The sequence below is a fragment of the Streptomyces sp. NPDC058157 genome (assembly GCF_042884105.1).
Taxonomy (GTDB): Bacteria; Actinomycetota; Actinomycetes; order Streptomycetales; family Streptomycetaceae; genus Streptomyces.
Genome location: NZ_JBHVUQ010000053.1, coordinates 1 through 12045, shown reverse-complemented (window position 1 = coordinate 12045; position 12045 = coordinate 1). Strand labels below are relative to the sequence as shown.

General features: G+C 71.9%; 8 protein-coding genes. 1 reads left to right on the top strand and 7 read right to left on the bottom strand.

From position 1 onward, the window contains the following. Nucleotides 1-93: 93 nt before the first annotated feature. The 7 genes from topA to bldG form a co-directional block, all read right to left on the bottom strand. Nucleotides 94-2967 (bottom strand): type I DNA topoisomerase, encoded by a 2874-nt coding sequence (topA, locus tag ACFVXK_RS16035; protein WP_389612126.1) that lies wholly within the window; start codon nucleotides 2965-2967, stop codon nucleotides 94-96. Nucleotides 2968-3234: 267 nt separating this feature from the next. Beyond that, nucleotides 3235-3432 carry a hypothetical protein gene (locus ACFVXK_RS16030; RefSeq protein WP_042820710.1) on the bottom strand — a complete coding sequence of 66 codons (198 nt, stop codon included), beginning with the start codon at nucleotides 3430-3432 and terminating at the stop codon, nucleotides 3235-3237. A 137-nt stretch (nucleotides 3433-3569) separates the two neighbouring features. Then, nucleotides 3570-5084 carry a methyltransferase gene (locus ACFVXK_RS16025; protein ID WP_389612125.1) on the bottom strand — a complete coding sequence of 505 codons (1515 nt, stop codon included), beginning with the start codon at nucleotides 5082-5084 and terminating at the stop codon, nucleotides 3570-3572. 80 nt (nucleotides 5085-5164) lie between these two features. After that, complete coding sequence (locus ACFVXK_RS16020; RefSeq protein WP_389612124.1) at nucleotides 5165-5719, bottom strand: small secreted protein; 555 nt, start codon at nucleotides 5717-5719, stop codon at nucleotides 5165-5167. A 124-nt stretch (nucleotides 5720-5843) separates the two neighbouring features. Next, nucleotides 5844-8249, bottom strand: coding sequence for a sodium-translocating pyrophosphatase (locus tag ACFVXK_RS16015; protein ID WP_389612123.1), 2406 nt, complete (start codon nucleotides 8247-8249; stop codon nucleotides 5844-5846). Nucleotides 8250-8506: 257 nt separating this feature from the next. After that, complete coding sequence (locus ACFVXK_RS16010; protein ID WP_389612122.1) at nucleotides 8507-8947, bottom strand: ATP-binding protein; 441 nt, start codon at nucleotides 8945-8947, stop codon at nucleotides 8507-8509. 101 nt (nucleotides 8948-9048) lie between these two features. Next, nucleotides 9049-9390, bottom strand: coding sequence for an anti-sigma factor antagonist BldG (bldG, locus tag ACFVXK_RS16005; RefSeq protein ID WP_004939779.1), 342 nt, complete (start codon nucleotides 9388-9390; stop codon nucleotides 9049-9051). A gap of 80 nt (nucleotides 9391-9470) precedes the next feature. On the opposite strand from bldG, the gene ACFVXK_RS16000 reads away from it, so the two are divergent. Further along, the gene (locus ACFVXK_RS16000) at nucleotides 9471-11918 is read left to right on the top strand and encodes a DEAD/DEAH box helicase (protein WP_389612121.1); all 2448 of its coding nucleotides are present in this window, start codon (nucleotides 9471-9473) and stop codon (nucleotides 11916-11918) included. Nucleotides 11919-12045 lie beyond the last annotated feature (127 nt).

The window sequence follows — 12045 nt, the reverse complement described above, 5'->3', positions numbered from 1 at the left end:
TGCGCTGGGCCGTTGCCGTGGCCTGTGGACGGCTCCGGATGTGACCCCGCACCCACCTTCCGAGGGCGGGGCCGGGCCCCGCCCCCGGAGGGGCTACTCGTCCGCCGGAGCCGCCGCGGCGGCCTTCTTCGCGGCCGCGGTCGTCGTCTTCTTCGCCGCCGTCTTCTTGGCCGCCGAAGCCGTCGTCTTCTTCGCCGCCGCGGCCGTCGTCTTCTTGGCCGCGGTCTTCTTGGCCGCGGTCGCCGCGGTCGCCGTCTTCTTGGCCGCCGAAGCCGTCGCCTTCTTCGCGGGGGCCTTCTTGACCGCCTTCTTCGCGGTCTTCTTCGCCGGCCCCTTGGCCCGCTTCTCCGCGAGCAGCTCGTAGCCGCGCTCCGGCGTGATCGTCTCGACGTCGTCGTCCCGCCGCAGCGTCGCGTTGGTCTCGCCGTCCGTCACGTACGGGCCGAAGCGGCCGTCCTTGACGACCACCGGCTTCTCGCTGACCGGGTCGGTGCCGAGCTCCTTCAGCGGCGGCTTGGCCGCGGCGCGGCCCCGCTGCTTGGGCTGGGCGTAGATCGCGAGGGCCTCGTCCAGGGTGATGGAGAACAGCTGGTCCTCGGTCTCCAGGGAGCGCGAGTCCGTGCCCTTCTTCAGGTACGGGCCGTAGCGGCCGTTCTGCGCCGTGATCTCCACGCCCTCGGCGTCCGCGCCGACGACGCGCGGCAGCGACATCAGCCGCATGGCGTCGTCGAGGGTGACCGTGTCCAGGGACATGCTCTTGAACAGCGAGGCCGTCCGCGGCTTGACCGCGTTCTTGCCCGTCTTCGGGGTGCCCTCGGGCAGGATCTCCGTCACGTACGGCCCGTAGCGGCCGTCCTTGGCGACGATCTGGTTGCCGGTGATCGGGTCCGCGCCCAGCTCGAACTCGCCGCTCGGCTTCGCGAACAGCTCCTCCGCGTACGCGACCGTCAGCTCGTCGGGCGCCAGGTCGTCGGGGACGTCGGCCCGCTGGTGGCCCTCGGCGTCCTTCTCGCCGCGCTCCACGTACGGCCCGTAGCGGCCGACGCGCAGCACGATGCCCTCGCCGACCGGGAAGGAGGAGATCTCCCGGGCGTCGATCGCGCCCAGGTCCGTGACCAGCTCCTTCAGACCGCCGAGCGCGTCGCCGTCGGCCGGCACGACCTCGGTCGCGTCCTCGGAGCCGAAGTAGAACCGCTTCAGCCACGGCACGGACTGCGCCTCGCCGCGCGCGATGCGGTCGAGGTCGTCCTCCATCTTGGCCGTGAAGTCGTAGTCGACGAGCCGGCCGAAGTGGGTCTCCAGCAGGTTCACGACGGCGAAGGAGAGGAAGGACGGGACGAGCGCCGTGCCCTTCTTGAAGACGTAGCCGCGGTCGAGGATCGTGCCGATGATCGACGCGTACGTCGACGGGCGGCCGATCTCCCGCTCCTCCAGCTCCTTGACGAGCGAGGCCTCGGTGTAGCGGGCCGGGGGCTTGGTCGCGTGGCCGTCGGCGGTGATCTGCTCGGCGGTCAGCGCGTCGCCCTCGGCGACCTGCGGCAGCCGGCGCTCGCGGTCGTCGAGCTCGGCGTTCGGGTCGTCGGCGCCTTCGACGTAGGCCTTCATGAAGCCGTGGAAGGTGATCGTCTTGCCGGAGGCGCTGAACTCGGCGTCCCGGCCGTCGCTCGCCCGGCCGCCGATCTTCACGGTGACGGAGTTGCCGGTGGCGTCCTTCATCTGGGAGGCGACGGTCCGCTTCCAGATCAGCTCGTACAGGCGGAACTGGTCGCCGGTCAGACCGGTCTCGGCGGGGGTGCGGAAACGATCACCCGAAGGCCGGATCGCCTCGTGCGCCTCCTGCGCGTTCTTGACCTTGCCCGCGTAGACGCGCGGCTTCTCGGGCAGGTAGTCGGCCCCGTAGAGCTGCGTGACCTGCGCGCGGGCCGCCGTCACGGCGGTGTCGGAGAGCGTGGTGGAGTCCGTACGCATGTAGGTGATGAAGCCGTTCTCGTACAGCTTCTGGGCCACCTGCATCGTCGCCTTCGCGCCGAAGCCCAGCTTGCGCGAGGCCTCCTGCTGGAGGGTCGTCGTGCGGAACGGGGCGTACGGGGAGCGGCGGTACGGCTTGGACTCGACCGAGCGGACGGCGAAGTCGGCGCCCTGGAGCGCGGCGGCGAGCGCCCGCGCGTTCGCCTCGTCGAGGTGCAGCACCTCGCCCTTGAGCTGCCCGTTCGACCCGAAGTCGCGGCCCTGCGCGACGCGCTTGCCGTCGACCGTGTTCAGGCGGGCGACCAGCGAGGACGGGTCGGACGCGTCACCGGCGCGGCCGGTGCCGAAGGTGCCGGTGAGGTCCCAGTACTCGGCGGAGCGGAAGGCGATGCGCTCGCGCTCGCGCTCGACGACGAGGCGCGTGGCCACGGACTGGACCCGGCCGGCCGACAGCCGCGGCATGACCTTCTTCCACAGGACCGGCGAGACCTCGTAGCCGTAGAGGCGGTCGAGGATGCGGCGGGTCTCCTGGGCGTCGACCATGCGCTGGTTGAGCTCGCGCGGGTTGGCGACGGCGTCGCGGATGGCGTCCTTGGTGATCTCGTGGAAGACCATCCGGTGGACGGGGACCTTGGGCTTGAGGACTTCCTGCAGGTGCCACGCGATGGCTTCGCCCTCGCGGTCCTCATCGGTGGCGAGGAAGAGTTCGTCGGACTCGGCCAGCAGGTCCTTGAGCTTCCTGACCTGGGCCTTCTTGTCCGCGTTGACGACGTAGATCGGCGCGAAGTCGTGCTCGACGTCCACGCCGAGGCGGCGCACCTCGCCCGTGTACTTGTCGGGTACCTCGGCGGCGCCGTTCGGGAGGTCGCGGATGTGCCCGACGCTCGCCTCGACGACGTACCCAGGGCCGAGGTAGCCCTTGATCGTCTTCGCCTTGGCAGGGGACTCGACGATGACGAGTCGGCGGCCGCCCTGTGCGGTCTCGCTAGTCGGGGACAACTTGGCTCTTCTCTCCGGTCGGCACTCGGTCGCAGTACGGCGACGCTGCGGAGTGTGACGGTACAACCCGCCCCCGTGTCAAACGGCACAAGCCCGCAACGGCCACTCGAACGGTAACCCGACAAGTGCCGTTTCTGCCGCCCGGATGCCGCGCCGGGCCCCTCCCGGTCACCGGGCCGGGTGGCCCGGGGGCCGTCTGGCCCCGCCCCCGCACCCGCTGCGACGTCGTGTTTCACACCCCGCTGGAGATCATCGCCCGTCCGCGCCTCAGAACCGCTGGAGGCACCACACTCCCAGGGCCAGCGAGCCCGCGCCGGCGAGCAGGGCGAGCGGTACGGCCACCGCGGGGCGCACGCCCTCGGCGACCGGCGCGCGACGCCCGGCCCGCGCCCCCGTCCAGACCAGCAGAGCGGCCCCGAACAGCAGGAACACGCCCGCCGCGAAGACCGCCGGACCGCGTTCCATGCCGTTCCCCCTCCGTTCGGGCCGCCCGGGGGATCCCCCCGAATCCCCCGCTGCCGGGGAGCCTGCCACCCGTGGGGATACGGCGGGCGAACCCCGGGTTACATCACGGGTTCGCCCGCGGCCCGGGCCGGGAACGGCTACCGGACCGGCCCCTGGACGGGCTCCAGGAAGCCCTGCTCGACCAGCATCCGGATCGCCTCCGGGGTCCGGTCCCGCAGCAGGACCGGGTCCTCCTCGACCAGCTGGGCGATCGCGTCGAGGATCCGGCCCGCGCTGAGTGAGCCGTCGCACACCCCGGCGAAGCCCGCCCCGACCGTGTCCACCTTGGTGGCCCGGCGCATCCCGCGGTTCTGCCGGAGCACCACGTGCTCGGGGTCCTCCGCGCCGGGGGCGCCGACCTGCTCCTGGACGACCTCCTCGGTCAGCTGGAAGTACCCGGCCAGCAGCGCGGCGTCGTCGTGTTCGCGCAGGTAGTCCTGGCGGGCGAAGTGCGCCAGGACGGTCTCGCCGAGCGGCTGCTCCACCGTGTGCGGCCACTCCTCGACCACGATCGAGGGCTCGGCCGCGTCGGTGCGGCGCAGGGTGATCCAGCCGAAGCCGACGGCCTTGGTCTTGCGGGACTCGAACTCGTCGAGCCAGTCCTCGTAGCGCGCCGCGTACTCGGCCGGGTCGCTGCGGTGGTCGCCGGCGTCGCGCAGCCACAGCTCGGCGTACTGCGTCACGTCCTGCACGTCACGCTGCACGATCCACGCGTCGCAACCGCGCGGCACCCAGGACCGCACCCGGTCGTGCCAGTCCTCGCCCTCGACGTGCTGCCAGTTGCCGAGGAACTGGGCGAACCCGCCGGGGTTGAGGTGGTCCCCGGCCTGCTGGACCAGCGTCCGGCACAGGTCGTCGCCGCCCATCCCGCCGTCGCGGTAGGTGAGCCGGGCGCCGGGGGAGATGACGAAGGGCGGGTTCGAGACGATCAGGTCGTACGTGGCGTCGCCGACGGGCTCGAACAGGGAGCCCGTGAGCAGCTCGGCCTCCGGCGCCCCGGAGAGCGCCAGCGTCAGCCGGGTGAACTCCAGGGCCCGCGGGTTGACGTCGGTGGCGGTGACCCGGGTGGCGTGCTGGGCGGCGTGCAGGGCCTGGATGCCGGATCCGGTGCCCAGGTCGAGGGCCGAGCCGACGGGGACGCGGACGGTGATCCCGGCCAGGGTGGTGGAGGCCCCGCCGACACCGAGGACGACGCCCTCCTCGCGGCTGCCGATGCCGCCGGCCCCGCCGACGGCGCAGCCGAGGTCGGAGACGATGAACCAGTCCTCGCCGTCCGGACCGCCGTACGGGCGCACGTCGACGGTGGCGTGCACCTCGTCCCCCTCCCGCCGCAGCCACCCGTCGGCGAGCGCCGCCTCGACGGGCAGCGCCCGCGCGGCGTGCACGTGGGGCACGGGGCACTGCAGGAGGAACAGCCGCACCAGGGTGGCGAGGGGGCCGTCACCGTGGCTGCGCGTGGCGCGCAGGGCGGGGACCGTCTCGCTGCGGGCGAGCGCGGCGTAGGCGGGGGCGCCGAGCAGGTCGAGCAGCCCGTCGGCGGTGAAACCGGCGGCGAGGAGGGCTTCGCGGAGCTCGGCGGCGCGGTCGGGCTGGGGGAGGCTGGTGGTACTCACCCGTCCATTGTGGCCGCTGGGGCCGGTGATCCGTGCGATCCCCGGGGCGCGGCCGCCCGCGCCCCGTGCGGCGGCAGCGGCTACTTGGGTGCCGAGACCTGGCAGCCCTTCTGGGTGTAGATCACCTTGAGGCCGGTCGAGTTGAGCTTCTCCTTGCTCGCCGTCTCGTTGGCCGCGACCTCCGTGAGACCGCCGGCGACCTGCTGGAGGCCGTCCGCGAACTTGCTCTGGTCCTTGGGGTCCAGGGCGTCGATCTTCGTCTTGAGGTCGGTGTAGCTCTTGGAGATCTCGCCGTAGCTCTTGACCACCGAGTCCTGTGCGGCCTTCCCGTCCTTGACCGGTGCCTCACCGGCCGCCGTCAGGGAGGAGGCCATGCTCTTGTAGGAGTCCGAAAGGGTCTGGAACGCGGCCGAGTCGGTCTTCTGGACCTCCTCGGGCTTGCTGCTCTGGGAGGCGACCCGCTTCAGCTCGTCGTTGGTGCCCTTGATCTTCGTGAGCTCGGGCTCCCACTTGTCGCAGACCTTCTTGGCCCAGGCGTCGGCCTTCTTGTCGCCGCCGTCGTCACCGCCGCAGCCGGACAGCACGAGCATCAGTACGGCGCCGCAGGACAACGCGGCCGCAAACTTCTTGTTCACCGGATTGGTCCCTTCGAAGGCTCTCGGCCGGAAGATACACGCCCGCCTTCCGAGCACACAGAAAGGCGGACGGACGGCGCGTCAGTACGCGCCGCCCGTCCGCCGTTCGGGCGCACCCGCGGTGTCAGGAGACGGTCGCCGGGTCCACCGGCTGGGCCACGCGCTCCGCGCCCGCGCTCCCGGCTTCGTCGTCGCCGACGGCGATGCCGCGGCGCTTGGACACGTACACCGCGCCGATGATGACGAGAAGCGCGATCGCCGCGACCACGGCCCGGACGGTCGCGCTGGTGTCCGCGCCGTAGCTGAACTGCACGACGGCCGGGGCGATCAGCAGGGCCACCAGGTTCATGACCTTCAGCAGCGGGTTGATGGCCGGGCCCGCGGTGTCCTTGAACGGGTCGCCGACGGTGTCGCCGATGACGACGGCGGCGTGGGCCTCGCTGCCCTTGCCTCCGTGGTGGCCGTCCTCGACGAGCTTCTTCGCGTTGTCCCACGCGCCGCCGGAGTTGGCGAGGAACACCGCCATCAGGGTGCCGCAGCCGATGGCTCCGGCGAGGAAGGAGCCGAGGGCGCCGACGCCGAGGGTGAAGCCGACGGCGATCGGGGTGAGCACGGCGATCAGGCCCGGGGTGGCCAGCTCGCGCAGGGCGTCCTTGGTGCAGATGTCCACGACGCGCCCGTACTCGGGCTTCTCGGAGTAGTCCATGATCCCGGGGTGCTCGCGGAACTGGCGGCGCACCTCGTAGACGACGGCACCCGCCGAGCGGGACACCGCGTTGATGGCCAGGCCCGAGAACAGGAACACGACGGCCGCGCCGAGGATCAGGCCGACCAGGTTGTTGGGCTGGGCGATGTCGAGGCTGAGGTTCATCTCGCCGGCCTTGGCCCCGACCGTCTTGACCGCGTTGCTGATGGCGTCGTTGTACGAGCCGAAGAGGGCGGCCGCGGCCAGGACCGCGGTGGCGATGGCGATGCCCTTGGTGATGGCCTTGGTGGTGTTGCCGACGGCGTCGAGGTCGGTGAGGACCTGGGCACCGGCGCCCTCGACGTCGCCGGACATCTCGGCGATGCCCTGGGCGTTGTCCGAGACCGGGCCGAAGGTGTCCATGGCGACGATGACGCCGACGGTGGTGAGCAGGCCGGTGCCGGCCAGGGCCACCGCGAAGAGCGCGAGCATGATCGACGTGCCGCCGAGCAGGAACGCGCCGTAGACGCCGAGGCCGATGAGCAGCGCCGTGTAGACGGCGGACTCCAGGCCGACGGAGATGCCGGCGAGAACCACGGTGGCCGGGCCGGTCAGCGAGGTCTTGCCGATGTCCCGGACGGGGCGGCGGTTGGTCTCGGTGAAGTAGCCGGTCAGCTGCTGGATCAGGGCCGCGAGCACGATGCCGATGGCGACGGCGACCACGGCCAGGATCCGCGGGTCCCCGGAGTGGTTCAGGATCGCGGCGTCCTCGACCCCGGTGAGCTCCTTGTAGGTCGCCGGGAGGTAGGCGTAGACGGCGGCCCCGACGAGCACCAGGGAGATCACGGCGGAGATGAAGAAGCCGCGGTTGATGGCGGTCATCCCGCTGCGGTCGGCGCGGCGCGGGGCCACGGCGAAGATGCCGATCATCGCGGTGACGACGCCGATGGCGGGAACGATCAGCGGGAAGGCGAGGCCGAGGTCGCCGAAGGCGGCCTTGCCGAGGATGAGGGCGGCCACGAGGGTGACCGCGTAGGACTCGAAGAGGTCGGCCGCCATCCCCGCGCAGTCGCCGACGTTGTCGCCCACGTTGTCGGCGATGGTCGCGGCATTGCGCGGATCGTCCTCCGGAATGCCCTGCTCGACCTTGCCGACCAGGTCGGCGCCCACGTCGGCGGCCTTGGTGAAGATGCCGCCGCCCACGCGCATGAACATCGCGATGAGCGCGGCGCCGAGACCGAAGCCCTCCAGCACCTTGGGGGCGTCGGCGGCGTAGACGAGCACGACGCAGGAGGCGCCGAGCAGGCCGAGGCCGACGGTGAACATGCCGACCACGCCGCCCGTGCGGAAGGCGATCTTCATGGCCTTGTGGGAGACCTCGGTCAGGTCCTTGGCCGGCTCGCCCTCGGCGGGGGTGGCCTCGCGGGCGGCCGCGGCGACGCGGACGTTGGCGCGGACCGCGAGGCGCATGCCGATGTAGCCGGTGGTGGCCGAGAAGAGGGCGCCGACGAGGAAGAAGGCGGAGCGCCCGGAGCGCTGCGTCCAGTCGTCGGCGGGGAGCAGGAAGAGCAGGAAGAAGACCACGACGGCGAAGGTGCCGAGGGTGCGCAACTGGCGGCCCAGATAGGCGTTCGCGCCCTCCTGCACCGCCGCGGCGATCCGCTTCATGCTGCTGGTGCCCTCATCGGCCGCCAGGACCTGGCGGACCAGGATCTGGGCGACGACCAGGGCGGCCAGTGCGATGCCCGCGATGACGAACACGATGAGCCGGTTGTCATCCGTGAGTACTGCGGCCGCCAGATCATCTGCCTGATCCACGGCATTGGGGGTGAAGAGCCCCGTCATTCGTCCTCCTTGACGTGATGAGCTCAAGATGTGGACGGATTGTAGGGAGCGCACCCCGATCAAAACAGTGGGCGTGAAACGGAATTGGCGTGCTCTTGCTCCTCAGCAATAGATCGCGTCACTCCTTTACCCCCGAAAGAGGTAATGGGGCAAAGGCATTGACGGCCGATCAACGATCTAGAGGATTTCCCGGGAAATGAAAAAGGCCCTGCTCAGCAGGGCCTTGATAAAGATCGGAAGATAGGACGGGCGCCGGCTTACGGAAGATCGGAGACCCCGGCGACGGGCCAGCGCATCCGGATCGTTCCGCCCGATTCCCCACTGGTCACGGAGACGTCGTCGACGAGCCCGCTGATCACGGCGAGGCCCATCTCGTCCTCGCCGTCGGCGTCGGGGTCCAGGGCCGCGTCCATCCCGGGCACCGGCTCGGAGGAACCGCCGGCCGGGCCGGGCACCTCGTCGCCGACCTCGATGGAGAACACCTTCTCCTCCTCGGTCAGCACCACCCGGACGGGCGCGTCCAGCCCGTTGCTGCGGTGCAGTCCGACGGCACGCGAACACGCCTCGCCCACGGCGAGGCGGACCTCGTCGAGGACGGCTTCCTCCACCCCCGCCCGGCGCGCCACGGCGGCCGCGACCAGGCGGGCCGTGCGGACGTGTTCGGGCTGGGCGCTGAAACGCAGTTCAACGGTGGCCATGTGCGTCCCCCTCGGACTACAGGCGTGCCTTGACAGGGGCCCGGACCACCCAGGGTCCGGGTACCCCCTCCTCGGCGGCTCCTCGTATCCGGAGCCGTATGTCAGTCGGTGGCCTGGACGGCGTCGTCCACCGAGGTGTGGATCGGGAACACCTTCGTCAGACCGGTGATCCGGAAGATCTTCAGGATGCGCTCCTGGTTGCAGACCAGACGCAGCGAGCCCTCGTGCGCACGGACGCGCTTGAGGCCTCCCACGAGCACACCGAGGCCGGTGGAGTCGAGGAAGTCCACTCGCTCCATGTCGACAACCAGGTGGTAGCTGCCGTCGTTCACCAACTCCACCAACTGCTCGCGCAGCTTGGGCGCGGTATACACATCAATCTCGCCACCGACCTCTACGACCGTGCGGTCGCCGACAGTGCGAGTCGACAGGGACAGGTCCACGGATCCTCCAGCACCTTGCTATCGAGCGGCGCCCCCCAGGGGCCTCCCACCCGAAGGTAGGGGAGGGATCGGCTGCCGCGATGGCATTCAATCACTTACCGGCAGGCGCGCACGACGCCTTGAGACCATTGTCCCGCACGCCGGTGACACACTCGGTTCCAATGGCCAACACTCACCGCCCCGGTCCGGCCACGGCACCGGCGGACCCACGACCCACCCCCGGCACCGTTCTGGACCGCCTGTCACGGGGGCCTTCCCGAGCTGCGCGCATCACCCATACGGAGCACTTGCCCCCTCGGGAGGGCCGTCATGCGGTCTGGCCGCACCGGGTCCGAACGGATGTAGTAGCCGCGATCCAGGCGGCGGGCATCGAACACCCGTGGGAACACCAGGCCGCGGCCGCCGAGCTCGCGCTGGACGGCGAGTCGGTGGTCATCGCCACCGGAACCGCCTCGGGCAAGTCCCTGGCCTATCTGGCCCCCGTGCTGTCGGCCCTCGCCGACGGGGCCGAAGCCCCGAACGGACGCGGTGCGACCGCCCTCTACCTGGCCCCGACCAAGGCTCTGGCCGCCGACCAGCGGCGCGCCGTCCGGGAACTCGCCGCACCCCTCGGGAACGCCGTGCGACCGGCCGTGTACGACGGGGACACGCCCGTCGAGGAACGCGAGTGGGTCCGCCAGTACGCCAACTACGTCCTGACCAACCCCGACATGCTGCACCGGGGCGTCCTGCCCTCCCATCCCCGCTGGTCCTCCTTCCTCAAGGCACTGCGCTACGTCGTCGTCGACGAGTGCCACAGCTACCGGGGGGTCTTCGGCTCGCACGTCGCCCAGGTGCTGCGGCGGCTGCGCCGGCTGTGCGCCCGCTACGGCTCGGAGCCGGTGTTCCTGCTGGCCTCCGCCACGGCGAGCGACCCGGCGGCCGCCGCCTCCCGGCTGACCGGGGTCCCCGTCACCGGGATCACCGACGACGCCTCGCCGCGCGGCGAGGTGGTCTTCGCCCTGTGGGAGCCGCCCCTGACCGAGCTCAAGGGCGAGAAGGGCGCCCCGGTGCGCCGCACCGCGACGGCGGAGACCGCCGACCTGCTGACCGACCTGGTCGTCCAGGGGGTCCGGACGGTGGCCTTCGTCCGCTCCCGGCGCGGCGCCGAGCTGATCTCCGTGATCACCCGGGAGCGGCTGGCCGAGGTCGACCGGTCCCTGCCCCGGCGGGTCGCCGCCTACCGGGGCGGCTACCTGCCCGAGGAGCGCCGCGCCCTGGAACGGGCCCTGCACTCCGGGGAACTCCTGGGGCTGGCCGCCACCACGGCCCTGGAGCTCGGCGTGGACGTGTCCGGCCTGGACGCCGTGCTGATCACGGGCTATCCGGGCACCCGGGCCTCCCTGTGGCAGCAGGCCGGGCGCGCCGGGCGCTCGGGGCAGGGCGCCCTGGCGGTGCTGATCGCCCGTGACGACCCGCTGGACACGTATCTGGTCCACCACCCCGAGGCCCTCTTCCGGCAGCCGGTCGAGGCCACCGTGCTGGACCCCGACAACCCCTACGTCCTGGCCCCGCACCTGTGCGCGGCCGCCGCCGAGCTGCCCCTGACCGAGGCCGACCTGGACCTCTTCGGCCCGGCCACGTCCGGGCTGCTGCCCCAGCTGGAGGCGGCGAAGCTGCTGCGGCGGCGGACCGCGGCCTGGCACTGGACCCGCCGGGAGCGGGCCTCGGACCTGGCCGACATCCGCGGCGGCGGGGGCCGCCCGGTGCAGATCGTCGAGGCCGGGACCGGCCGGCTGCTGGGCACGGTGGACGAGTCCGCCTCCCACACCGCGGTCCACGAGGGCGCCGTCCACCTCCACCAGGGCCGCACCTACCTGGTGCGGCGGCTGGACCTGGAGGAGTCCGTGGCCCTGGTCGAGGAGGCGGACCCGCCCTTCTCCACCACGGCCCGCGACACCACCTCGATCACCGTCCTGGAGACCGAGACCGAGGTCCCCTGGGGCGCGGCCCGGCTCTGCTACGGCTCCGTCGAGGTCACCAACCAGGTCGTGTCCTACCTGCGCCGCAAGCTGATCACCGGCGAGGTGCTCGGCGAGGCCAAGCTGGACCTGCCGCCGCGCACCCTGCGCACCCGGGCCGTGTGGTGGACGGTCACCGAGGACCAGCTCGACGAGGCCCGGATCAACCCGGAGATCCTCGGCGGCGCCCTGCACGCCGCCGAGCACGCCTCCATCGGCCTGCTCCCGCTGTTCGCCACCTGCGACCGCTGGGACATCGGCGGGGTCTCCGTGCCGCTGCATCCGGACACCCTGCTGCCCACGGTGTTCGTGTACGACGGCCACCCGGGCGGGGCCGGTTTCGCGGAGCGGGCCTTCCACACGGCCCGGGAGTGGCTGACGGCCACCCGGGACGCCATCGCCGCCTGCGAGTGCGAGGCGGGCTGCCCCTCCTGCATCCAGTCCCCCAAGTGCGGCAACGGCAACGACCCCCTCCACAAACGCGGCGCGATCCGGCTCCTCACCCGCCTCCTGGCCCCGCCCCCCTGACCCCCGGGCCAGGGGCGGGCCGGCGCGGGCGGCGGCCGCCGGGGCGAAGGGGCCGGCCCGGACCACGGCGGTGACCTCGGCCACCTCGCCCCCGACCCGGCACCGGGCCAACTCCGCCCCCTGGGCC